This is a genomic window from Micromonospora sp. KC207, from assembly GCF_004348615.1.
Lineage (GTDB): Bacteria > Actinomycetota > Actinomycetes > Mycobacteriales > Micromonosporaceae > Micromonospora.
In genome coordinates this window covers 1-23,440 of sequence record NZ_SMKJ01000081.1, presented here as the reverse complement: position 1 = coordinate 23,440, position 23,440 = coordinate 1, and the positions used below count along the sequence as shown (strand labels likewise).

General features: G+C 72.5%; 20 protein-coding genes, 3 pseudogenes and 1 riboswitch. Of the genes and pseudogenes, 14 read left to right on the top strand and 9 right to left on the bottom strand.

All coding sequences use genetic code 11. From position 1 onward, the window contains the following. The coding region (locus E1258_RS13020) for a C40 family peptidase (RefSeq protein ID WP_132400039.1) at positions 1-1,219 on the bottom strand (1,219 nt) is incomplete at its 3' end. Positions 1,220-1,458: 239 nt separating this feature from the next. Between E1258_RS13020 and mqnE the strand changes: the two genes are divergently transcribed. From mqnE to E1258_RS13005, 3 genes are all read left to right on the top strand, one after another. Beyond that, entirely contained in the window at positions 1,459-2,628 is a 1,170-nt protein-coding gene (gene mqnE, locus E1258_RS13015) for an aminofutalosine synthase MqnE (protein ID WP_132400036.1), read from the top strand. A 23-nt stretch (positions 2,629-2,651) separates the two neighbouring features. After that, on the top strand, positions 2,652-3,086 hold the full coding sequence (locus E1258_RS13010) for a hypothetical protein (protein ID WP_132400033.1): 435 nt from the start codon (positions 2,652-2,654) through the stop codon (positions 3,084-3,086). A gap of 70 nt (positions 3,087-3,156) precedes the next feature. Next, the gene (locus E1258_RS13005) at positions 3,157-3,423 is read left to right on the top strand and encodes a DUF4229 domain-containing protein (RefSeq protein ID WP_007074096.1); all 267 of its coding nucleotides are present in this window, start codon (positions 3,157-3,159) and stop codon (positions 3,421-3,423) included. A 10-nt stretch (positions 3,424-3,433) separates the two neighbouring features. Here E1258_RS13005 and E1258_RS13000 read toward each other — a convergent pair whose 3' ends face one another. Then, positions 3,434-4,774 carry a C39 family peptidase gene (locus E1258_RS13000; RefSeq protein WP_132400030.1) on the bottom strand — a complete coding sequence of 447 codons (1,341 nt, stop codon included), beginning with the start codon at positions 4,772-4,774 and terminating at the stop codon, positions 3,434-3,436. Between the two features lie 216 nt (positions 4,775-4,990). Here E1258_RS13000 and E1258_RS12995 point away from each other — a divergent pair. The 4 genes and pseudogenes from E1258_RS12995 to E1258_RS12980 form a co-directional block, all read left to right on the top strand. Beyond that, positions 4,991-6,301 (top strand): annotated as a pseudogene (locus E1258_RS12995) (M14 family metallopeptidase); the annotation flags it as partial. Positions 6,302-6,670: 369 nt separating this feature from the next. Then, entirely contained in the window at positions 6,671-7,612 is a 942-nt protein-coding gene (locus E1258_RS12990; protein ID WP_132400024.1) for an ABC transporter substrate-binding protein, read from the top strand. Between the two features lie 207 nt (positions 7,613-7,819). After that, on the top strand, positions 7,820-8,905 hold the full coding sequence (locus E1258_RS12985; RefSeq protein ID WP_132400021.1) for an iron ABC transporter permease: 1,086 nt from the start codon (positions 7,820-7,822) through the stop codon (positions 8,903-8,905). A 104-nt stretch (positions 8,906-9,009) separates the two neighbouring features. Next, positions 9,010-9,666, top strand: a pseudogene (locus tag E1258_RS12980) (ABC transporter ATP-binding protein); the annotation flags it as partial. Here the strand turns inward: E1258_RS12980 and E1258_RS12975 are convergent. The 3 genes and pseudogenes from E1258_RS12975 to pdhA form a co-directional block, all read right to left on the bottom strand. Next, positions 9,602-10,012 (bottom strand): annotated as a pseudogene (locus E1258_RS12975) (biotin/lipoyl-containing protein); the annotation flags it as partial. The pseudogenes E1258_RS12980 and E1258_RS12975 overlap by 65 nt on opposite strands. Further along, the gene (locus tag E1258_RS12970) at positions 10,009-11,025 is read right to left on the bottom strand and encodes an alpha-ketoacid dehydrogenase subunit beta (protein WP_132400018.1); all 1,017 of its coding nucleotides are present in this window, start codon (positions 11,023-11,025) and stop codon (positions 10,009-10,011) included. The pseudogene E1258_RS12975 and the gene E1258_RS12970, both read right to left, overlap by 4 nt. Next, positions 11,025-12,251: a pyruvate dehydrogenase (acetyl-transferring) E1 component subunit alpha gene (gene pdhA / locus E1258_RS12965; protein ID WP_132400045.1), complete on the bottom strand. Its 1,227-nt coding sequence runs from the start codon at positions 12,249-12,251 to the stop codon at positions 11,025-11,027. The genes E1258_RS12970 and pdhA overlap by 1 nt, the downstream gene beginning before the upstream one ends. Before the next feature lie 144 nt (positions 12,252-12,395). Here pdhA and E1258_RS12960 point away from each other — a divergent pair, with 144 nt between their 5' ends. Next, a complete protein-coding gene (locus E1258_RS12960; protein WP_369751349.1) occupies positions 12,396-12,830 on the top strand; it encodes an Lrp/AsnC family transcriptional regulator in 435 nt (144 codons plus the stop codon). A 51-nt stretch (positions 12,831-12,881) separates the two neighbouring features. On the opposite strand, the gene E1258_RS12955 is transcribed toward E1258_RS12960, so the two are convergent. Together E1258_RS12955 and E1258_RS12950 are read right to left on the bottom strand one after the other, a co-directional pair. Beyond that, positions 12,882-13,208 carry a hypothetical protein gene (locus E1258_RS12955; RefSeq protein ID WP_132400015.1) on the bottom strand — a complete coding sequence of 109 codons (327 nt, stop codon included), beginning with the start codon at positions 13,206-13,208 and terminating at the stop codon, positions 12,882-12,884. A gap of 167 nt (positions 13,209-13,375) precedes the next feature. Further along, positions 13,376-13,606 (bottom strand): hypothetical protein, encoded by a 231-nt coding sequence (locus tag E1258_RS12950; protein ID WP_132400042.1) that lies wholly within the window; start codon positions 13,604-13,606, stop codon positions 13,376-13,378. 173 nt (positions 13,607-13,779) lie between these two features. Between E1258_RS12950 and E1258_RS12945 the strand changes: the two genes are divergently transcribed. The 3 genes from E1258_RS12945 to E1258_RS12935 are packed head-to-tail and all read left to right on the top strand — an operon-like array spanning position 13,780 to position 17,535. Then, positions 13,780-15,897: an acyltransferase family protein gene (locus tag E1258_RS12945; RefSeq protein WP_132400012.1), complete on the top strand. Its 2,118-nt coding sequence runs from the start codon at positions 13,780-13,782 to the stop codon at positions 15,895-15,897. A gap of 59 nt (positions 15,898-15,956) precedes the next feature. Next, positions 15,957-16,688, top strand: a complete 732-nt coding sequence (locus E1258_RS12940) for a histidine phosphatase family protein (RefSeq protein ID WP_132400009.1) — start codon at positions 15,957-15,959, stop codon at positions 16,686-16,688. Continuing rightward, entirely contained in the window at positions 16,672-17,535 is an 864-nt protein-coding gene (locus tag E1258_RS12935; RefSeq protein ID WP_132400006.1) for an NAD(P)H-hydrate dehydratase, read from the top strand. Before E1258_RS12940 ends, E1258_RS12935 begins: the two co-directional genes overlap by 17 nt. 182 nt (positions 17,536-17,717) lie before the next feature. Here E1258_RS12935 and E1258_RS12930 read toward each other — a convergent pair whose 3' ends face one another. Continuing rightward, a complete protein-coding gene (locus E1258_RS12930; RefSeq protein ID WP_132400003.1) occupies positions 17,718-19,691 on the bottom strand; it encodes a heavy metal translocating P-type ATPase in 1,974 nt (657 codons plus the stop codon). A gap of 75 nt (positions 19,692-19,766) precedes the next feature. Here E1258_RS12930 and E1258_RS12925 point away from each other — a divergent pair, with 75 nt between their 5' ends. Beyond that, entirely contained in the window at positions 19,767-20,144 is a 378-nt protein-coding gene (locus tag E1258_RS12925; protein ID WP_132400000.1) for a metalloregulator ArsR/SmtB family transcription factor, read from the top strand. 341 nt (positions 20,145-20,485) lie between these two features. Beyond that, entirely contained in the window at positions 20,486-20,986 is a 501-nt protein-coding gene (locus E1258_RS12915; RefSeq protein WP_132399997.1) for a hemerythrin domain-containing protein, read from the top strand. Positions 20,987-20,993: 7 nt separating this feature from the next. Here the strand turns inward: E1258_RS12915 and E1258_RS12910 are convergent, their stop codons facing one another. Beyond that, positions 20,994-21,845, bottom strand: coding sequence for a metallophosphoesterase (locus E1258_RS12910; RefSeq protein ID WP_132399994.1), 852 nt, complete (start codon positions 21,843-21,845; stop codon positions 20,994-20,996). Positions 21,846-21,931: 86 nt separating this feature from the next. Then, positions 21,932-22,021, top strand: a riboswitch (ZMP/ZTP riboswitch). An 18-nt stretch (positions 22,022-22,039) separates the two neighbouring features. Here E1258_RS12910 and E1258_RS12905 point away from each other — a divergent pair. After that, a partial coding sequence (locus tag E1258_RS12905; protein ID WP_132399991.1) for a glycine hydroxymethyltransferase occupies positions 22,040-23,440 on the top strand: 1,401 nt, incomplete at its 3' end.

Here is a 23,440-nt window from a genome sequence, read left to right as displayed (position 1 = left end):
GCTTCGGGGCGGGCACCGCGCCGACCACCCGGGTGGCGGCGTAGAGCCGCGACCAGCCCACGGTGCTGATCTTCACCGTCTGGCCCGTGGTCGGGGCCTGCACCATCTTGCCGTTGCCGATGTACATCCCGACGTGGTGGATCGTCGTCCAGCTACTGCCGGAGGCGAAGAAGAGCAGGTCGCCGGGGAGCAGCGCGCTGCGGCTCACCGTGCGGCTCCGGGTTGCGTAGTACTGGTCGCGGGATACCCGGGGCAACTGGTAGTAGCCCGCCGACCGGTAGGCGGCCCACATCAGCCCGGAGCAGTCGAAGGCGTTCGGGCCCTCGGCGGCCCAGACGTACGGGTCGCCGAGCTGGTCCAGGGCGTAGCGGACGGCGGCCAGCGCGGTCGGGTTCGCGGTGAGGCCGTTGTTGCTCTGCCCGTCGACGTACCCCGCGCCGAGCTGCTGTTCGAGGGCCTCCTGCTGGCGCTCCAGCTCGATCAGCTGCGCGGCGTTGTCCTTGCGCAGCTTGAGCAACTTCTTTTCCTGCTCGCGGAGCGACTTCTCCACGGCGGCGTACTGGTCCCGGACCGAGCGCACCCGGGTGTCGGCCGCCAGCCACGCCTGGTAGGCGACCTGCTCGGCGGCGCGGGCGCGGGCCAGCTCGCCGGCGGCGGCGGTCGTCGCGCCCTCGGCCTCCTCGCCCCGGGTGATCTGCTGGAGCAGGTTGAGCCCGTGCAGGTCCTCGGCGAACTCGCCGGGTGGCAGCGCGGCGGCGGCCTTGAGCGCGCTGGCCGCGGCGGCGTCGGCGCCCTCCTGGGCGCGGGCCAGGGCGTCGCGGGCCGCCTTCAGGTCCCGGTCGGCGGTCGCGAGCTGGGCCTCTGCCTCGGTGCGGATCTGGCGCAGCCCGAGCAGTTGGTCGCCGAGGAGCCCCACCTGGGCCTCGGCGGCCCCGATGGCGGCGGCGAGCGGGCCGTTGCCGAGCGGCGTCACGGGCGTGCCGGGACCGGGGACGACGGCGCCGTTGAGGCCGGGGAGCTGGAACCCGCCGGTCGCGACGGGGCGCGATCCGGTGTCGGGCACCACGTTGGGCAGCGGCGGGTCGGCGTACACGGGAGTGGCGAGCGCGGCCGTGGCGACGGCGCTGAGCAGGGCGGACCAGAGCATCGGCCGGAGCACCGGGGAGAACAGCGGTGCCCCCCGTCGCTGCCGTCGCTGCCCTCGTGTGCTCTGCACCATTCCGCTCCCCGTCCGGCGTGGCTGGGCCGCGCTCGGGTGACGCGGCGGCGTGGGGCGGCACCTAGTGTGGCGCTCCCCACCCTGTCTTACCGCACCGAGGCAACGATGTCGATGGCGTGGCGGGTTACGGCCAGCTGAGAGTCCGGTGAGGTACGTCGCTGCGGTCGACCGGACCGTCGGTGCGTCGGCGACCCGACGTAGGCTCGACGGGACCGCAGGCGGAAGGGACGTGGCTTTCGATGGACGCCGGACTCAAGCGCGAGCTCGAAGCGAAGGTGTACGCGGGGGAGCGGCTGACCCGCTCCGACGGCATCGCCCTCTACGACAGCGACGACCTGACCTGGCTGGGCCGCCTGGCGCACCACCGGCGTGCGGAGCGTAACGGCGACCGGGTGATGTTCAACGTCAACCGGCACCTGAACCTGACCAACGTGTGCAGCGCGAGTTGCGCGTACTGCTCCTTCCAGCGCAAGCCGGGCGAGAAGGACGCGTACACGATGCGCATCGACGAGGCGGTCCGCAAGGCCAAGGAGATGGAGGACGAGCAGCTCACCGAGCTGCACATCGTCAACGGCCTGCACCCGACGCTGCCCTGGCGCTACTACCCCAAGGTGCTGCGCGAGCTGAAGGCGGCGCTGCCGAAGGTCAACCTGAAGGCGTTCACCGCGACCGAGGTGCAGTGGTTCGAGAAGATCAGCGGCCTGAGCGCCGACGAGATCCTCGACGAGCTGATGGACGCCGGCCTGGAGTCGCTGACCGGCGGCGGCGCGGAAATCTTCGACTGGGAGGTCCGCCAGCACATCGTCGACCACGCCTGCCACTGGGAGGACTGGTCGCGAATCCACCGACTGGCCCACTCGAAGGGCATGAAGACCCCGTCGACGATGCTCTACGGGCACATCGAGGAGCCCCGGCACCGCGTCGACCACGTGCTACGGCTGCGTGAGCTCCAGGACGAGACGGGCGGCTTCCAGGTCTTCATCCCGCTGCGCTACCAGCACGACTTCGTCGACTCGGCTGATGGCAAGATCCGTAACCGGATCCAGGCCCGCACCACGATGGCGTCGCCGGCCGAGTCGCTGAAGACGTTCGCGGTGTCCCGGCTGCTGTTCGACAACGTCCCGCACGTGAAGTGCTTCTGGGTGATGCACGGCCTCTCGGTGGCCCAGCTCTCGCTGAACTTCGGCGTGGACGACCTGGACGGCTCCGTCGTGGAATACAAGATCACCCACGACGCCGACTCGTACGGCACCCCGAACACCATGCACCGCGACGACCTGCTGCACCTGATCTGGGACGCGGGCTTCCGCCCGATGGAGCGCAACACCCGCTACGAGGTCGTCCGCGAGTACGCCGCCGCCCCGTCGCTGGCGCAGCGCCGGTCCGAGCCGCAGCAGGTGTGGGCCTGAGCGGCCCCGTACCCTCGTAGGTCATGAACGAGTCGAGTCGGCAGGGCCAGGGCGGGTTCCCCCGGCGGGACGCCGAGGGGCGGATCGTCGCCCTCGGCGACCTGCTCGGCATCAGCCTCGCCGGTCTGGTGATCGGCCTGCTCGCCCTGCTGCTGTTCGACTGGGGCTTCGCCACAGTGGGCGCGGGGGATTTCGGCCGGGCCAACGGCTGGCTGGCGATCATCCTGCCCGCGTGGCTGTACTGGGAGGACTTCCGGGCCTGGGAGTTCGGGGCGGCCCGGGTGGTGGCCGCGCTGGCGGCGGCCGGCCTCGCCGTGGTGGGCGGCCTGCTGGTGGCCGGCCTGGCCGACGGTCTGCCGCCGCTGCTCTCCGGCGGGCTCGCCGCCGCGACCTTCACCCTGGTGTACGCGGTGGTCTGGTTTCCCGGAGTCCACTGGCTGTCCCGCCGGACAGGCTGAAACCCTGCCCGGCTGGGCCAGCCGGGGTGAACCTTCCGACCGGCGTGCCGGCTGGAGAACGGAGTGCGACGTGAGCGCGGCGGTCAAGTACACGCTGGGCCGGATCGGGCTGTTCGTGGTGGTCATCGCGGCGCTCTGGCCGGTCGACCTGAACATCTTCCTGAAGCTCATGCTGGCGTTGGCGTTCTCCGCCGCGCTGTCGTTCTTCCTGCTGCGGGGATGGCGGGACGAGATGGCCGGGGAGATGGCCGGTGCCGCCGAGCGTCGCCGGGCGGAGAAGGAGCGGCTGCGCTCCGCACTGGCCGGCGACGACGAGCAGCCCGGCGACGATCGGTAGGCGGGGCCGGTCACCAGTTGGTCGAGCCCGGGACCACCGGCCACGGCTTGTCCGCCGGCTTGATCAGGTACGCGACGCCGCCCGACCCGCTGGCCACCGTCCCGTCGGCCCGGTAGCGCTTGGTGCGCAGCCAGATCTGCTCGAACTGTTCCCGCTGATACACGTTGCGCACCTCCGCGTTCGACGACGACGCCGGGTCGTTGACGATCACGTCGCCGTCGGCGGTGAAGCCGACGACCACGAAGAGGTGCCCGGAGGTGCCGTAGTTCGACCCGTCCAGCTCGGTGCCGAGGAAGGACTGCGAGGTGACGACGGGGATGCCGGCGGCGATGAACCGTTCCACCTCGTCGAGCGAGTGCAGCCGGGTCACCCGGGCGTCGATGCCGGGGAAGCTCGCGGCGTACGCGGTGTTGAACGGCCAGTTGCCCGCGCCCTCGTACTCGTAGTCCCAGGTCATCCGGGCGGCGTGGGCCACCTGGGGGTCGGTGTAGCCGGGGGTGACCCAGGCCAGGTCCTCGGTCGACGGGCCCCGGCCGTAGTACTCCAGCACCATCGTGGTCGACGTCGGGCTGCACCAGACCTGGCCGCCGCCGCCCCACTCGGGGTAGTTGCCCCGGTGGATCATCTGGGAGCGGGCGGGGACCGGCAGCTCCTTCCCCCAGGCGATCCCGCCCCGGCTCGGGGTGACGGTGAACCGGTCCGGCACGTTCGAGCTCATCGCGCCGAGCATCCGGACCCGGGGCGAGGCCGCCTCGCCGGGCTTGCGGTAGAGGCTGAGCCGTAGCTGGTACGACCGCAGCAGGACCCCGGCGTCGGCGTCGTCGATGGCGAACGTGTCCGTCCACACGCTCGACCAGGGGTCGCCCTGGCCGTCCAGGGTGGCGCGCATGATGTCCTGGTCGCCGGAGGCCCAGCGGGCCATCACGTACCAGGGGGTGCGGTCGCCGCTGTCGTACGTGCCCTGGAGCTCGACCTGGAGCCAGGTGCCCGCCGGGGTGTCGGCGTTCCACGAGGCGACCAGCTCGGTGGCGTCGAAGCCGATCCGGGTGACCGGCGAGGTCCAGGTGGAGTACTCCCAGGTGGTGGTGGTGCCGCCGTGCTCGTCGGTGAACTCGGTGGTGCCGGCGGGCCGGTCGATGGTGATCCCGGCGCCACGGCCGGGAACCGCCCGCGTGCCCTGGTGGGTGCCGGAGCGCCAGTCGGGGTGGCTGGACCACTCCTGGAACGTGATCTGCTCGTCGTGTTCGACGGGCGGGTGGTGGTCACCGGCGTGGGCGGGGACGGTCGTGCCGGCGAGGGCGAGCGCGGCGACGCCGGTGAGGGCGATCGCGCGAAGGGCTTTGCTGGCCATGGGATCTCCGCGAGGTGAGGCGGGTCAGGGCATGCTTGCCGGTCACTATCCCGCTCGGCGAGAAGTTTCGCCATACCCTCGCATGAGGAAAGTCATTGCCGACGTGAGGATGCGGTCGGGATGGATCACATAGTGAAAGATATTGATTGATCGTGTGGCAGGTGGTGAAGTGTTGGCCACGAGACGGGATCTCCCCGTCCCCCCAGGAGGTTGTCCATGGCCTTCCGCACCTCGACCCGCCTGCGTCGCGCACTGGTGCTCGCCACCGCCGTCGGCCTGGGCCTCACAGTCCTCACCGGGCCGGTCTCCGCATGGCCGACCCCAGAGCCCGCCGCCGAGCCGGTCGCCGCCGAGTACGAGGTGCTCGGCGTCCGTACCCTGGCCGCCCGCAACGCGATCGCCCGCACCGGCGCGGCCGTCAACGCCGCCGAGCACGGCATCCTGCACGTCACGGCGACCGACGCCGAGGTGACGGCGATCAGGTGGCTCGGCTACCAGGTGAAGAAGCAGGTTGCCCCCGCCCAGGACGGCGTCGGCACGTACGCCTTCCCGCCCGCCGACTCGAACTACCACGACTACGCCGAGCTGACCGCCGTGGTGAACAAGGTGGTCGCGGACCACCCGAGCATCGCTCGCAAGATCAGCATCGGCAGGTCGTACGAGGGCCGCGACCTGATGGCCGTGAAGATCTCCGACAACGTCGGCACCGACGAGGCCGAGCCGGAGATCCTGTTCAACTCCCAGCAGCACGCCCGCGAGCACCTGACCGTCGAGATGGCGATCTACCTGCTCAACCTCTTCACCGACAGCTACGGCGGCGACTCCCGGGTCACCAACGTCGTCAACACCCGGGAGATCTGGATCGTCCCCACCGTCAACCCCGACGGCAGCGAGTACGACATCGCCACCGGCTCGTACCGGTCCTGGCGGAAGAACCGCCAGCCCAACAGCGGCTCGACGGCGGTCGGCACCGACCCGAACCGGAACTGGGGCTACAACTGGGGCTGCTGCGGCGGCTCGTCCGGCGTCCCGTCGTCGTCGACCTACCGGGGTCCGTCCGCCTTCTCCGCTCCCGAGACGAAGGCGCTGCGTGACTTCGTCAACAGCCGGGTCGTCGGCGGGGTCCAGCAGATCAAGGCGAACATCGACTGGCACACGTACTCGCAGCTCGTGCTCTGGCCGTTCGGCTACACCACGGCGAACACCACCACCGGGATGACGGCGGACCAGTACAACACCTTCGCCACCCTCGGCCAGCGGATGGCTGCCACCAACGGTTACACCCCGCAGCAGTCCAGCGACCTCTACATCACCGACGGCGACAGCATCGACTGGATGTGGGGAGCGCACGGCATCTGGGCGTACACCTTCGAGATGTACCCCGGCTCGTCCGGCGCCGGCGGCGGCTTCTATCCGCCCGACGAGGTCATCCCGGCCCAGACCTCGCGCAACAAGGAGGCGGTCCTGCTGCTTTCCGAGTACGCCGACTGCCCGTACCGGGTGATCAACAAGCAGGCCCAGTACTGCGCCTGACCGCTCGTGGTGCGGGGCCCCGGCGGGGCCCCGCACCCGTGTCGGCGGCGTCACCTTCAGCGATAGTCCCTAGAACAACGAGGTGCCCGGGGCGTGCGCTACGGTGGCACCGACCAGACCGCAGCGAAGCCGGTGTGAATCCGGCGCTGTCCCGCAACTGTGATGTCCCACCTGCGGCGTCCGGCCCCCGGCCGCCGTCGACCCAGGCGTCGGCCGGCCGGCCGACGCCGACGTGTGTGGGGCGAGCCAGGTCGCCTGCGGCGCGGTCGCGACACGCGCTCTCGAGGAAGGGCGCCTCGCGGACGGGCACCCACCAGGCTCCTGTCGGCGAAGCACCACGCTCCTCGACCGACAGGAGGACAAGTGTTCCGACGTACCCCCCGGATCTTCGCCACGACCCTCGCGGTGGCCGCGCTCGCGCTCGGCGCGTGCGCCGAGAAAGGCTCCGACGACGCCTCCGCCCCCGCCACCGGCGGCACCTCGGCCGCCGCCTTCCCGGCCACCGTCGGCGAACTCACGCTCGACAAGCGCCCTGAGAAGATTGTTTCGCTCTCGCCGACCGCGACCGAGATGCTCTTCGCCATCGGTGCCGGCAAACAGGTCACCGCCGCCGACGACAACTCGAACTACCCGCCGGACGCGCCGAAGAGCGAGCTGTCCGGCTTCCAGCCCAACGCCGAGGCGATCGCCGGCAAGAGCCCCGACCTGGTGGTGCTCGCCAACAACACCAACAAGATCGTCGAACAGCTCACCACGCTGAAGATCCCGGTGCTGCTCACCCCGGCGGCGACCACGCTGGAGGATTCCTACCGGCAGATCGCCGACCTCGGCACGCTGACCGGCCACGCCACCGAGGCCGCCGACGTCGTCACGCGGATGAAGGACGACATCGCCAAGCTCACCAAGGACCTGCCGCAGCGGCCGGAGAAGCTGACGTACTACCACGAGCTGGGCCCGGAGCTGTACAGCGCGACCAGCAAGACCTTCATCGGTTCGATCTACGCCCTCGCCGGCCTGGAGAACATCGCCGACGCGTCGGACGCCGACGGGCGCAAGGGGGGATACCCGCAGCTCTCCCAGGAGATCATCGTCAAGGCGAACCCCGATTTCGTCTTCCTGGCCGACACCAAGTGCTGCAAGCAGAGCCCGGAGACGGTCAAGGCGCGCAGCGGCTGGGCGGGCGTCACCGCCGTCAAGAACAACCAGATCGTCGCGCTCGACGACGACATCGCCTCGCGCTGGGGCCCGCGGGTCGTCGACCTGCTCCGGGCCGTCGTCGACGCCGTCGCCAAGGTGCCGGCGTGACCCTCGACGAGCCGCGCCGCGCCGATCCCGGCCGGGCGCGCCGTGCGGCCCCCGTGCCGGCGCGCCGTGCCGTTTCCCGTGCCGGCGCGCCGTGTGCCGTTTCCCGTGCCGACGCGCCGAGCCGTTCCCGTGCCGACGCGCCGAGCCGTTCCCGTGCCGGGGCGCGGTGCGGATCGCGGTGAGGGGCGTCAAGAGGGGGCCCCTGCTATGCGGAAAGCGTTGACAGGGGGCCCCTCCTTCACCGCAGGGCAGCCGGCTGGGCTGCGGCCCGGCTGGCTGGCCGCCGGGGTGGCCGCCGTGCTCGTCGCGCTGGTCGCCGGAGTGTCCCTCGGGCCGGTCAGCCTGCCGCCCGGCAGCGTCGCCGCCGAGCTGCTCAACCTGCTGCCCGGGGTACGCCTCGACAGCGGGCTGAGCGAGCGCGAGATCGCCATCGTCACCGAACTGCGGCTGCCCCGGGTCGTGCTCGGGCTGCTCGTCGGCGGGCTGCTCGCCCTGGCCGGCGGCTGCTACCAGGGCGTGTTCCGCAACCCGCTGGCCGACCCGTACCTGCTCGGGGTGGCGGCCGGGGCCGGGCTCGCCGTCACCGCCGTGATCTCGCTCGGCGCCGGAGCGGGCAGCGCGCTGACCGGGCTCCCGTTCACCATTCCCCTCGCCGCGTTCGTCGGCTCGCTCGGCGCGGTCGCCATGACCTACCTGCTCGGGGCGGCGGGTGGACGGGGGCGCTCCACGGCGACCCTGATCCTGGCCGGGGTGGCCGTGTCCGCGTTCCTCGCCGCCGGGCAGACGTACCTGCTCCAGCGCAACTCCGACAGCATCCAGCAGGTCTACTCGTGGCTGCTCGGCCGGCTGGCCACCGCCGGCTGGCACGACGTCCGGCTGGTCCTGCCGTACTTCCTGCTCACCACCGTCGTGGTGCTGCTGCACCGGCGCGAGCTGGACGTGCTCTCCGTCGGCGACGACGAGGCCAGCAGCCTCGGCCTGCACCCCCAGCGGTCCCGTTACCTGCTGATCGCCGCCGCCTCGCTCGGCACCGCCGCCGCCGTCTCCGCGTCCGGGCTGATCGGCTTCGTCGGGATCATCGTCCCGCACACCGTGCGGCTGCTCGCCGGGTCCAGCTACCGGGTGATCCTGCCGCTGTCCCTGCTGTTCGGCGCGGCGTTCCTGGCGCTGACCGACGTGGTCGCCCGGACCGCGGCCGCCCCCGCCGAGGTCCCGATCGGCGTGGTCACCGCGCTGCTCGGCGGCCCGTTCTTCGTCCTGGTGCTGCGTACCGCCCGCCGGGTGCTGACGTGAGCGCCCCGCCCGCGGGTGGCCCGTCGCCGGTCGCGCCTCCCGGTGGCCCGTCGCCGGTCGCGCCTCCCGGTGGCCCGCCGTCGTGCGCCGCGCCCGCCGTCGAGGTGCGGGACCTGCGGGTCAGCCTCGACGGCGCGCCGATCCTGGCCGGGGTCGACCTCACCGTCGACAGGGGCGAGTGGGTCACCGTGATCGGCCCGAACGGCGCCGGCAAGTCGACCCTGCTGCGCGCCCTCGGCGGCCTGCTGCCCGCGCCGGGCGCGATCCGGATCTTCGGTACGCCGAGCGAGGCGCTGCGCCGCCGCGACCGGGCCCGGGTGGTGGCCACCGTCGCGCAGTCCCCGGTCGTCCCGGCCGGCATGGCGGTCTTCGACTACGTGCTGCTCGGCCGCACCCCGTACATCCCGCCCCTGGGCCGGGAGTCCGCCGCCGACCTGGCTGCCGTGCGGGACGTGCTGGGCCGCCTCGACCTCGACGGCTTCGGCCGCCGGGAACTGGCCACCCTCTCCGGTGGCGAGCGGCAGCGGGTCTTCCTGGCCCGAGCGCTCACGCAGGGGGCGACCCTGCTGCTGCTCGACGAGCCGACAAGCGCCCTGGACATCGGTCACCAGCAGGAGGTGCTGGAACTGGTCGACCAACTCCGCCGCGAGAACGAACTCACCGTCCTCGCCACCATGCACGACCTCTCGCTCGCCGGCGAGTACGCCGACCGGATGGTCCTGCTCGCGGACGGTCGGGTTGCCGCCGCCGGCCCGCCGCGCCGTGCCCGGTGCCGTACCCGATGAGCACGTTGCCGCTGCTGGCCCGCTCCTGCTCCCGGTACGTGGCGTGCCCGGCGCTCCCGTCGCCGCCGTCGGCCGGCGCGATGGTGATCAGCGGCTGGCCGACCGGGCGCGTCTCGCCCGCCACGCCGTGCAGGGCCACGACCCGCCCGGCGTACGGACAGGGCACGTCCACGACGGCCTTCGCGGTTTCCACCTCGACCACGCTCTGGTCCACCGTCACGGTGTCACCGACCGCGACCCGCCACTCGACGATCTCCGCCTCGGTCAGTCCCTCGCCCAGGTCCGGCAGGAGGAACACCCGGGTACCGTCGACGGTGGTCATGCGGCGCTCCCCTGCGACAGCCAGCGCGCGTCGGGCCGGTCGTCCCACTGGAGCCGGGCCACCGTGTCGAGCACCCGGTCCACACCGGGCAGGTGGGTGTGCTCCAGCATGGGCGCGGGGTACGGGATGTCCAGTCCGGACACCCGCAGCACCGGGGCGTGCAGGGCGTGGAAGCAGCGCTCCTGCACGCGGGCGGCGATTTCCGCGCCGACCCCGGCGAAGCCCTGCGCCTCGGAGATCACCACGCACCGGCCGGTCCGGCGCACGGACGCGGTGATGGTGGCGTCGTCGAGCGGGACGATGGTGCGCACGTCCACCACCTCCAGGTCCCAGCTGTCCTCGCGGGCGGCCTCGGCGGCGTCGAGGGCGACCGGCACCGCCGGTCCGTACGCCACCAGGGTGGCGTCCGTGCCCGGGCGGCGCACGACGGCCCGGCCGAACGGCTCGGTGGCCGCCGGCAGGTCCGCCTCGGCGCTGGAGAAGTAGAGCTTTTTCGGCTCCAGGAACACGACCGGGTCCGGGTCCGCGATCGCCTCGCGCAGCAGCGAGTACGCGTCGGCGACCGTCGCCGGGGTGACGACCTTCAGGCCCGGGGTGTGCGCGTAGTACGCCTCGGACGAGTCGCAGTGATGCTCGACCCCGCCGATGCCGCCCGCGTACGGCACCCGGATGACCATGGGCACGCTGAGCGCGCCCCGGGTGCGGTTGCGCAGCTTCGCCACGTGCGAGGCGATCTGCTCGAACGCCGGGTACGCGAACGCGTCGAACTGCATCTCCACCACCGGCCGTAGCCCGGACATGGCCAGGCCGACGGCGAAGCCGACGATGCCGGCCTCGGCGAGCGGGGTGTCGAAGCAGCGCTTCTCGCCGAACCGGGCCTGGAGGCCGTCGGTGATCCGGAAGACGCCGCCGAGCTTGCCGACGTCCTCGCCGAAGACGAGCACCCGCTCGTCGTCGGCCAGCGCGTCGGCGAGCGCGGCGTTGAGCGCCTTCGCCATGGTGGTCGCCACCATCAGCCCTCACCCTCACCGGCGGCGGCCAACTCGGCGCGGACCAGCTCGCGCTGCTCGACCAGCTGTGGAGTAGGTGTGGCGTAGACGTGGTCGAAGAGGCTGAGCGGATCGACCTCGGGCTGGACGTGCATCCGCTCGCGCAGGTCGGCGGCGTACCCTTCGGCCTGCGCGGCGATCGCGGCGACGGCCGCGTCGTCGAGCGCGCCCCGGGTGCGCAGGTACGTCTCCAGCCGGGCGATCGGGTCTCGGTCACGCCAGGTGTCGACCTCGGCGCCGTCGCGGTAGCGGGTGGCGTCGTCGGCGTTGGTGTGCGGCTCCATCCGGTACGTGTGCGCCTCGACCAGGTACGGGCCGTTGCCGGCGCGGGCGTGCGCGACCGCGCGGGTGAGCACGGCGAGCACGGCCACGGGGTCGTTGCCGTCGACCTGTTCGCTGGGTACGCCGTACCCGACGCCCTTGTACGCCAGCGACGGGGCGGCGGTCTGCCGGGACAGCGGGACGCTGATGGCGTACTTGTTGTTCTGCACGAAGAACACCACGGGGGCCTTGAACACGGCGGCGAAGTTGACGCCCTCGTGGAAGTCGCCCTCGCTGGTGGCGCCGTCGCCGATGAAGGCCAGCGCCACCGTGTCGCGGCCCTGGTGGGCCTCCCCGTAGGCGAGGCCGGCGGCGTGCACGCACTGGGTGGCCAGGGGGGTGCACTGGGGGGCGGTGCGCACCCGTGCGGGGTCGTACCCGCAGTGCCAGTCGCCGCGCAGCAGGGTGAGCACCTCGACGGGGTCGATGCCCCGGGAGACCAGCGCCATCGACTCGCGGTAGGTCGGGAAGACCCAGTCGGTGTGCCCGACGGCGAGCACCGCGCCGACCTGACACGCCTCCTGACCGCGCGAGGACGGGTAGACGGCGAGCCGGCCCTGCTTGGTCAGGGCGGTGGCCTGGGCGTCGAAGCGCCGGCCGACCACCATGCGGCGGTACATCTCGCGCAGCGCCTCGACGGGCGGCTCGGGGTAGTCGGCGCGGGCCGGCCGGGGAGTGCCGTCGGGGTCGAGCAGCCGCACCGGCTCGGCCTGCGGCAGCAGGGCGGCGGACGGATCGGTCGCCGCCTGCTCGCGGGCGGGTGCCTTGGTGGGCTTCTTGGCCGGCGGGCGGATGCGCGGGGATGCCCTGCGGACCGCCTGGGGTGTGGTTGTCACGGCGGGGACCTCCTGGACTTGTGGTGGGCCTATGGTCCTGCCGATGGATGATTGACTCAACACGCCCGATGAACGTGGGACGGATGGCACAGAAGGGGGTCGATCGTGAACCGGGAGACCAGCGGGGAGCCGGGCGCGGCGGGCGGGGCGGGACGTTCGGCCGGGCCGCTCGACGAGGTGGACCGGCGCATCCTCGACGAGCTGGTCCGCGACGGCCGGATCTCCATCCGCACCCTCGCCGAGCGGGTGCACGTCTCCCGGACCAACGCGTACGCGCGGGTGGAGCGGCTGCTGCGCGACGGCGTGATCACCGGCTTCCGGGCGCGGGTCGCGCCGGAGCCGGCCGGGCTGGGCACGTCGGCGTACATCGCGTTGACCATCCAGCAGAACACCTGGCGCGAGGTGTCGGCGGAGCTGGCCCGGGTGCGCTACGTCGAGCACGTCGCGCTGCTCAGCGGCGAGCACGACGTGCTCGCCCTGGTCCGCGCGCCGGACAACGCCACCCTGCGGGACGTGGTGCTCGACCGGGTGCAGGGCATCACCGGGGTGCTGTCCACCCGTAGCTGGCTGGTCTTCGAGGAGTTCGAGGGCGCCCGCAGCCCCTGGGAGTGAGCTCCGAGGCGCGGTCGGGGCTTGCAGGTCACGCAGCCCGGCCGCGCTGGGTCAGGACAGCAGCGCCACCCCGACGGCCATCAACGGCAGCGAGACGAACAGGAAGATGCCGACCCCGGTGAGCACCCTGCCGCCGCCCGCGTCCTCCCGCTCGGGGGCCAGCCCGAACGCCGCCCGCGCGGGCAGCATGCCGATCCGGCTCAGGGTCAGGTCGCCGGTCAGCCCGAGCAGGGTGCCGACGACGATGAGCGCGACGCCGAGCCGGAAGACGAAGTCGCCGCCGCTGACCGCCGTCCACGCGCCCGCCGCGGCGGCGACCGCCACCAGCGCGACGACGAACAGCACGAGCGCCTCGCGCAGACCCCTGACCACCGTCATCGCCGCCGCACCCTCCCGGCCGGCCTCGGCCGGCGCCCGTCGACACCCGCGCCGGCGGGACCACCGGCGGCGCGGTGACATTCTGCCGGGCGCACGCGCCCGGCGCTGCCCCGGTCGGCGGGCACACGCCGGGTGGACTCCCGTCCACCCGGCCGCCGCGTTCGGCCTCAGCCGTTCTCGTGCTGGAGCCGATCGATCAGTATCTGCTTGCCCTGCTCGCTCGACTTGCGGTTGTTCTCCTGGATCTTGCGGAACCAGGCGGCGAGTTCCTTGTCGCCGCGCTCCTCGGCGTCGGAAATGTACGTCTGGATCCGGTAGACATGCTCCAGCGACATTTGCAGCGCGTGGATCAGGTCGTAGTTCTTGTCCTTAAACGGACTGCTGATCTCCTTGACCATCGTGGCCACGGCCAACCTCCCCGTGTCTCGGCTACGGTACGGCCACGTGCTTACCCGCCGGGTCCGGCCCTACGCGCCTCGGGCCCGAGGGCCCGGCCGGGGATAACCTCTGTCGCCATGCCCCGTTGTACACGTCGCGAACCAAGCGTTTATTTGGGCGAAACGGGGCATGGATGCGCTTGCCAATCACGCCGGAGGGGTCCGCGCGGTCGGCCTTTCGGGGCGATATCGAGGGTCTGCGTGCCCTCGCCGTGGTCATGGTCCTCGTCGGCCACGCGGGGCGCGACCTCGCCCCGGGCGGCTTCGCCGGCGTCGACGTCTTCTTCGTCATCTCCGGATTCCTCATCACCGGCCTGCTCGTCGCCGAGCTCGAACGCACCGGGCGCATCGGTCTGACCGGCTTCTACGCCCGCCGGGCCAAGCGCCTGCTGCCCGCCGCGGCCGTGGTGCTGGTGGCGAGCCTGCTGCTCACCTGGCTCCTGTTGCCCCGTACCCGCTGGGCGGACACCGCCTGGGACGTGGTGGCCAGCGCGGCCTACGGGCTGAACTGGCGGCTCGCCGTCCAGTCCACCGACTACTGGGCGGCCGACGCGGCACCAAGCATCGTCCAGCACTTCTGGTCCCTCGGCGTCGAGGAACAGTTCTACCTGGTGTGGCCGGTGCTCCTGCTCGGCCTCGCCGTCCTCGGCGGGCGCCGCCGGCTGCGCCGAGGCGCCCTGATGATCGGCTTCGCCCTCGTCGCCCTGCCCTCGTTCGCCTGGTCGGTCCACGAGAGCCAGACCGACCCCGGGCCGGCGTACTTCGTCACCACCACCCGGCTGTGGGAACTCGCCCTCGGCGGGGCCGTCGCCATCGCCGGCACCCGAGGACTCCGGTTGCCGCGTGCGCTGGCCGCCGCGCTCGCCTGGGCCGGGCTGGCCATGGTGGCCGCCTCCGCCTTCCTCGTCGCCCCCGACCGGGCCTTCCCCGGCTACCAGGCGCTGCTGCCGACGGTCGGCACCGCGGCCGTGATCGCCGGCGCTCAGGCCGCCGGCCGGGCGGGCCCCGCCAGCGTGCTCGGGTGGCGGCCGATCCGGGCCGTCGGCGCGGTGTCCTACTCGCTCTATCTCTGGCACTGGCCGTTGTTGGTCGCCGCCGATGCGCGGTTCGGCGAGCTGAGCGCACCGGCTGGCCTCGGCGTGGTGGCGCTGTCCGCGGTGCCGGCCGTGCTCACGTACCGGTTCGTGGAGAACCCGATCCGGATGTCCCAGGCCCTGCGGCGGGAACCGGGTGCCGCCCTGCGCGTCGGCGCCCTCTGCACGGGCGCCGCCGTCGCCGCGGGCCTGCTCTTCCAGCTCACGGTGTGGCCGCCCCGGCAGGCACCGCCGTCCCCGGTGGCCCTGCCACCGATCGACGGCACCGCCCCGGTCGCGACCACGACCCCCAGCGGCCCGCCCGGTGCGACGGTGCTCGCGAAGAAGCCGCTGGGCGACCGCGCCGGGGCCGCCGTCGACCGGGTCTCCTCCATCACCCCCGATCCGAGCATCGCCAAGAAGGACGGGCCCGAGCAGTGGGTGCCCGCCTGCGGTGCCGGGCAACGTGGCGACCAGGCGTTCCCCTGCAAGTACGGGGACCCGTACGGAACGACCACCGTCGCGCTCGCCGGGGACTCGCATGCGAACCAGTGGTTGCCGGCCCTGAAGCTCATCGCCGAGGCGGAGGGCTGGCGGCTGCTCACCTACACCCGCTCCGCCTGCCCCTTCATCGGCATCGAGGTGGCCTGGCGGGAGCGACCGGAGCCCGGCTGCCGGGACTGGAACCGCGTCGTGCAGCAGCAACTGATCGAGGTCGACAAGCCGGACCTGCTGCTGGTCAGCAACACCTTCTACCGTCCCTTCGGGGTGGCCCAGGACGACACCGACGAGGCGAACCGGGGAATGGCCGAGGGCCTGCGCGCGACCTGGCAGGCGGTAACGGCGGCGGGAACAACGGTGGCGGTGCTGCGCGACTCGCCCTACCTGGAGCGGAACGCCCCCGAGTGCGTGGCGGCCAACCGACGAAAGTTGACGCGTTGCGCGACGGACCGCGAGTCCGCCCTGAGCACGGGCGGCGGGGTGGCGCAGGAGTCGGCGGCGGCCGGGCAACGCGACATCCACCTGATCGACCTCAACGACGCGATCTGCCCGACCGATCCCTGTGCCGCGGTCATCGGCGGTGTCCTGATCTACCGCGACACCAGCCACCTGACCGCCACGTACGCGTCGAGCCTCGCCCCCCGGCTGCGGGAACGCCTGGCCAGGCTGCTCAACTGAGCAGGCGTCCCCGGTCCGGCCTGGGTTACCGGCCGGGGCTTGCGGGTACGGTGCGGCGCATGGCGGAACTGGCAGCGCTGTGGATCGTGCGGCACGGCGAGAGCACGGCGAACGTCGCGGCGACCGAGGCGGAGAGTTCCGGGGCGGAGCTGATCGGGCTGACCAACCGCGACGCGGACGTGCCGCTCTCCCCCACCGGCGAGCAGCAGGCCCGGGCGACCGGGCGCTGGCTGGTCGGGCTGCCGCAGCGGCGACGGCCGGACGTCGCGGTGGTGTCGCCGTACCTGCGGGCCGTCCGCACCGCCGAGCTGGCCCTCGATGGCACCGGCATCCCGGTCAGCCGGGACGAACGGCTGCGCGACCGGGAACTGGGCATCCTCGACGGGCTGACCGGGCACGGCGTCACCCGCCGCTACCCCGACGAGGCACAGCGCCGGGCCCGGCTGGGCAAGTTCTACTACCGGCCACCCGGCGGCGAGTCGTGGACGGACGTGGCGCTGCGGCTGCGCGCCCTGCTGGGCGACCTGCGCCGGGACCATGCCGGCCGGCGCGTGCTGATCTTCGGCCACGACGCGCTGGTGTTCCTGCTCCGCTATCTCGTGGAAGGGCTGACCGAGCCGGAGCTGATGGCGCTGACCCGGGAACACGTGATCGCCAACTGCTCGGTCACCGGCTGGGCCGCCGACGCCGACGGCCGGCTCACCCTCGACACCTTCAACGACGTCACCCACCTGCACCAGCAGGGCGCCCGGCCGACCAGGGAGGACGAGGTCCATGCCGAACCGGTCTGAGGTGATCACCCCAGCGCTGCTGCGGCGGTGGGCGCTGCCCGTACCGAACGGGGGCAAGGAGGCCCGGGGCACCGTGCTGGTCGTCGGCGGTTCCCGGTTCGCCCCCGGCGCGGTGCTGCTGGCCGGGGTGGCCGCCCTGCGGGCCGGCGCGGGGGTGCTGCAACTGGCCGCCGCCGAGTCCACCGCCGCCGCGCTGAGCATCCAGGTGCCGGAGGCGCTGGTCGTCGGCCTGCCCGAAACCGCCGACGGTGCCGTCGCCGGCCGACCCGGCGACCCGCTGGACGGGCTGGTGGCCGACGCCGACGTGGTGGCCGTCGGCCCCGGGCTCAAGGACATCGACTCGGCCGGGGAACTGCTGCGCGGGGTCCTCGACGCCGCGCCGAAGCAGACCGCGCTGGTGCTCGACGCGTACGCCCTCGGCGCGCTCAGCCACGCCCCGGACCTGTTGGTCGGCTCGGGCCGGCCGGTGGTGCTCACCCCCAACCTGACGGAGGCGACGCACCTGCTGGGCCGCGACCCCGGCGACGACCTGGACGCCGAGGCGGCCGAGCTGGCCGTCCGGTACGACGCGGTGGTCTGCCTCTACGGCCACATCGCCGCACCGGACGGGCGGTGCTGGCGGGAGGAGAGCGGCGACGCCGGGCTGGGCACTTCCGGCAGCGGCGACGTGCGGGCCGGGCTGCTGGCCGGGCTGCTGGCCCGGGGCGCCGAGCCGGCCCAGGCGGCCTGCTGGGCGGCGTTCGCGCACGCGGTCAGCGGGCAGCGCCTGGTGCCCCGGTTCGGCCGGATCGGCTTCCTCGCCCGTGAGCTGCTCGACGAGATCCCCCACACCCTCGCCACGGTCTGACCGACCCCGACCCTGCGGGCCCGGGGGCTGCCATGCCCGCGACATGCCCCGGCCCGACGCGCGGAAGCCGCCCATCGCGTGAAGTGACCGCCTGAGGGACGAGACGGTGGGGCCCGACGCGCGCGTCCGGCCCACCGATTCGCTCGCACATCTCCTCAGCGGGATCCTGCTCGGGGCAGGGGTCAGGCGGTGGGGACGGGTCGCCAGGCGGTGTTGCGCAGCAAGCGCAGGCCGTTGAGGCCGACGATCACGGTGGAGCCCTCGTGGCCGGCGACGCCGAGGGGTAGCGGGAGGTGGCCGAACAGGTCCCAGCCGACGAGGACGGCGATGAAGGTCGCGGCGATGATCAGGTTGGCGATGACCAGGCGGCGGGCGCGGCGAGCCAGGTTCATGACGGCCGGGATGGCGGTCAGGTCGTCACGGACGATGACGGCGTCGGCGGTCGCGACGCTCAGGTCGGAACCGGAGCGACCCATGGCGATGCCGACGTGGGCGGCCGCGAGCGCAGGGGCGTCATTGACGCCGTCGCCGACCAGGAGCAGACGGTGCCCGGCGGCGTTCTGCCGCTGGACCTGGTCGACCTTCTGCTCGGGCAGCAGGTCGGCGTGCACCTCGCTGATGCCGGTGTCGGCGGCGATGCGGGCAGCTGCGGTCGCGTTGTCGCCGGTGAGCAGGACCGGCGTCGCGGTCGTGAGGGCGTTCAGCGCGTTGATCGTGGGCCGGGCCCCGGGCCGGACCCGGTCGGTGAGTCCGAGGACGGCGGCAGGCCGCCCATCGACCAGGACGAGTACGGCGGTCTCGCCGTCGCGTTCGACAGCCGTCACGGCGGCGTGGGTGTTCTGTCGCAGGGTTTGGTCCGTGACGGTGTCGTCCAGGAGGCGGTGAGCGCTGCCGACCTGGATGGTCCGGGCGTCGACGAGCGCGGTGACGCCGCGGCCCGGCGAGGAGGAGAAGTCGCGCGCCGGCCGTAGTGTCAGCCCTCGGCTGCGGGCGGCGGCGACGATGGCGCCGGCGAGGGGATGCTCGGACGGGTCCTCCGCGGCCGCGGCCAGCGCGAGCAGTTCGTGTTCGCTCAGCTCGGTGTGGGGAAGTACCCGAACGGTGGTGAGGTGCGGGCGGCCTTCGGTGAGGGTGCCGGTCTTGTCGAAGGCAACCCGGGTGATCGTGGCGAGCCGTTCCATGACGACGGCGGATTTGACGAGTACGCCGTGGCGGCCGGCGGTGGCGATCGCGGACAGCAGCGGCGGCATGGTCGCCAGGACGATCGCGCAGGGCGAGGCCACGATCATGAAGGTCATCGCGCGTAGCAGCGTCGGTGTGAGCTCCGCACCGGCCAGCAGCGGGATGACGAACAGGGCCAGCGTGGCGGCGACCATGCCGATCGAGTACCACTGCTCGATCCTCTCGATGAACAGTTGAACGCGGGCTTTGGTCGCGCTTGCCTGCTCCACCAAGGCGACGATGCGGGCGACGACGCTGTCGGCGGCCGCTCGGGCGACCCGAACCTGCAAGGCCCCGGTGCCGTTGACGGTGCCGGCGAAGACCTCGTCGCCGGACTGTTTGTCGGCCGGCAGCGGCTCGCCGGTGATGCTCGCCTGGTCGACCTCGCTGCGCCCGTCGACGACGTGGCCGTCGGCGCCGATGCGTTCGCCGGGCCGGACCACGATCACGTCGCCGACCCGCAGATCGGCCGCGTCGACTGTTTCCTCTCCGGCGTCGGTGAGGCGGTTGGCGCGCTCGGGTGCCAGGTCGAGCAGGCGGCGCACGGAGTCCTCGGTGCGGCGGGTCGCAGCTGCTTCCAGGGCGCCGGAGGTGGCGAAGATGACGATCAGCAGGGCGCCGTCGAGGACCTGACCGATCGCTGCCGCGCCGATCGCCGCGACGACCATCAGCAGGTCGACGTCGAGCCGTCGCTCGCGCAGCGCCTGCAGGCCGGCCCAGCCCGGTTCCCAACCCCCGGCCGCGTAGCAGGCCAGGTAGCACGCCCACCATGCCCAGGCCGGTGCCCCGAGCAGTTGGGTGGCAAGGCCGAGGGTGAAGAACCCGGTCGCGATGGTGGCCCAGCGGATCTCTGGCAGGGACCACCACCAGCTGGCCCCGGGGCGTGGCTGCGGCGTTGTTGGCAACGCCGTTCGCAGGCGCTCATCGAGTGTCACGGCCCGAGAATACCTGCGAAGTAACGCAGATACGCAAGTACGCACTCAGCAGGATGGCCGGATAAGGTGGTTGGTATGCATGAGCAGCTGCCTGACTTCGACATGCCCGACGACGAGCAGGTGGACTTGGCGGCAGAGACGTTCCGGCTGCTGGCCGACCCGACCCGGATCAAGGTGCTGTGGGCGCTGCTGCAGGGCGAGTCGTCGGTTGCGTGCCTGGCTGAGATCGCCGGGACATCGCCGACGGCGGTCAGCCAGCATCTGGCCAAGCTTCGGATGTCCCGGCTGGTCACGGCACGGCGGCAGGGAACGTTCATGTACTACTCGGCCGCCGACGACCACGTCCGCAAGCTGCTCGCCCAGGCGTTGCACCACGCCGATCACATCGACCCGCAGCGCCCGGACGGCGAGCCTCAGCCTGCCGCGGCCGGGCTTGGCGGACGTCCGTCATAACCCGACCGTGCTCAATTCGATCAGCGCGGACCAGATCGCCGGCACGCACTCGGCGGCGTTGTCCCGGGCGGGGGGTCGCCGGGTACCGCGCCCTGACCGAGCAGATCGGCAACCGCGATCTGGAGTGCGGCGGCGAGGGCGACCAGGATGGTCGATGGTCTTCCGACCGAACTCGACCTGGGAGACAGGACTGGCTGACGCCGGCGAGCCCGGCGAGGTTCGAGCGCGACAGTCCCGCGCACCCCGCGCGGAGGCGGTTCGTCCGTCGATCGGGTGACGCCTGTTTCCGCTGCTGCCCTTGGGGTACCGGTCCATTGTCAGCCGAACCAAGGAGGTCACCGGTGTCGACCGATGCCATCGTCGTGCTCAAAGAGGACCACAAGGAGATGCGCCGTCTGTTCAGGGCCTTCCAGGATGCCGAGGACGGGCCGGCGAGTCAGCGGCAGAAGCTGGTCGGGCAGATCCTGGAGGCCCTCACGGTGCACACCTACCTGGAGAACGAGGTGATGTACCCGCAGGTCCGCAAGCTGCTGCCGGACCTGGAGGACGACATCCTCGAATCGTACGAGGAGCACCACGTCGCCGACCTGCTCTGCGCGGAGCTGGCCACCATGGACGCCGACGACGACCACTTCAACGCCAAGACGACGGTGCTGATCGAGAACGTGGAGCACCACGTCGAGGAGGAGGAGCAGGAGTGGTTCCCGAAGGTGCGGGAGGCGCTCGGCCGCAAGCAGTTGCAGGAGATCGGCGAGCGGATGATCGCGCTGCGCGCCGACGCCCCGCGCAGCCCGACCGCGCCGAAGGCGATCAAGAAGGCCCTGGACGCGGTCACCGCCTGACCCGCCGTCAGGTGGCCGGCGGTGGGAGGATCTGCCGGAGCTGGCCGGGCGGGGCCGCGCGGCGTCGCCACTCCCGGGGGTAGCCGACCGACACCTCCTCGAAGCGCACCCCGTCGTGCCAGGTGGTCCGGGGAATGTGCAGGTGGCCGTAGACGGCCGCGGCGGCGCCGTAGCGCACGTGCCAGTCCGCGGTGGCGTCGGTGCCGCACCACTGGGCGAAGATCGGGTAGCGCAGGATCCGGGTCGGCTCGCGGACCAGCGGCCAGTGGCTGACCAGCACCGTCGGCAGCGCCGGGTCGCGGGCGTCGAGCCGCTCGGCCGTCTCGGTCAGCCGGGCCGCGCACCAGTCCTGCCTGCTCGGGTACGGGTCAGGGTGTAGAAAGTATTCGTCGGTGCAGACGATTCCGGTGGCGTACGCCTCGGCCAGCGCCGCCTCGCGGGTGTCCAGCCCCTCGGGCCGCCAGCTGTAGTCGTAGAGCACGAACAGCGGCGCGACCAGCGCCGGCCCGCCGGGGCCCCGCCACACCGGGTACGGGTCCTCCGGGGTGACCACGCCCAGGGCCCGACAGAGGTCCACCAGGTGCCGGTAGCGGGCCACCCCGCGCAGGGTGACCGGGTCGCTCGACGGGGTCCACAGCTCGTGGTTGCCGGGGGCCCAGACCACCTTGGCGAAGCGCCGGCTGAGCAGGCCGAGCGCCCACTCGATGTCGGCCACGGTGTCGCCCACGTCGCCCGCGACCAGCAACCAGTCCGCCGGCGAGCGGGGGCGCAGGCCCTCCACGATCGTCCGGTTCTCCGCGTATGTCACATGCAGGTCGCTGATCGCGAGCAGCGCCCCATCGGCCTCCCCCACCACCAGGCGATCCTACGGGAGCCGCCCCCGGCGTGGGGACCGCGCCGACGGTGGTGCGGCGCGGCCCGGCCTCCCGCCGACCGGGTAGGATCGGCGTGGGCCGTGACTGGCGCGTGGGGATGGACAACCATCGGGAAGCGGTCCCGTCATCAGGACGTCTGCCGAGCGCCTGGGCCTTCCGCACGTCTCCAGGAGGTCGCATGTCGTCGCCGAACGCCGAGTCCACCGCCTTCCGCAGCGCCCTTGAGGTGATCCGCGCCGTCGAGCCCCGGATCGCCGACGCGATCGGGGCGGAGCTGGCCGACCAGCGCGAGTCGCTGAAGTTGATCGCGAGCGAGAACTACGCCTCCCCCGCCACGTTGCTGGCGATGGGCAACTGGTTCAGCGACAAGTACGCCGAGGGCACCATCGGCCGCCGCTTCTACGCCGGCTGCCAGAACGTGGACATCGTCGAGGCGCTCGCCGCCGAGCACGCGAAGGAGCTGTTCGGCGCCGCGCACGCGTACGTGCAGCCGCACTCGGGCATCGACGCGAACCTGGTGGCGTTCTGGGCGATCCTGGCCGACCGGGTGGAGTCCCCGGCGCTGCGCCGGGCCCAGGTGCGGCAGGTCAACGACCTGACCGAGCAGGACTGGTTCGCGCTGCGCCGGGAACTGGGCGACCAGCGGATGCTCGGCATGTCGCTGGACTCCGGCGGCCACCTCACCCACGGCTTCCGGCCGAACATCTCCGGCAAGATGTTCGACCAGCGCAGCTACGGCACCGACCCGGCCACCGGCCTGATCGACTACGACCGGGTCGCCGAGGCGGCCCGCGAGTTCCGGCCGTTGATCCTGGTCGCCGGCTACTCCGCGTACCCGAGGAAGGTCAACTTCCGGATCATGCGGGAGATCGCCGACTCGGTCGGCGCGACGTTCATGGTCGACATGGCGCACTTCGCCGGCCTGGTGGCCGGGAAGGTCTTCACGGGGGACTTCGACCCGGTGCCGCACGCCCACATCGTCACCACCACCACCCACAAGTCGCTGCGCGGCCCACGCGGCGGCATGGTGCTCTGCGGGCCGGAGCTGGCCGACCAGGTCGACCGGGGCTGCCCGATGGTGCTCGGCGGCCCGCTGCCGCACGTGATGGCCGCCAAGGCCGTCGCCCTGGCCGAGGCGCGCCGCCCCGACTTCGCCGACTACGCGCGGCGCATCGTCGACAACGCCCAGGCCCTCGCCGAGGGGCTGCTGGGCCGGGGCGCGAAGCTGGTCACCGGCGGCACCGACAACCACCTGGTGCTCATCGACGTCTCCGGGTACGGGCTGACCGGCCGGCAGGCCGAGCAGGCGCTGCTGGACTCGGGCATCGTCACCAACCGCAACGCGGTCCCGCAGGACCCGAACGGGGCGTGGTACACCTCCGGCATCCGGGTCGGCACCCCCGCCCTGACCACCCGGGGTCTGGGCACCGCCGAGATGGACGCGACCGCCGAGCTGATCCACACCGTGCTCAGCCAGACCACGCCGGGGTCGAACGCCGACGGCACCCCGTCGAAGGCCAAGTACGTCCTGGACCCGGCCCTCGCGGACAAGGTCGCCCGCCAGGCCACCGACCTCCTG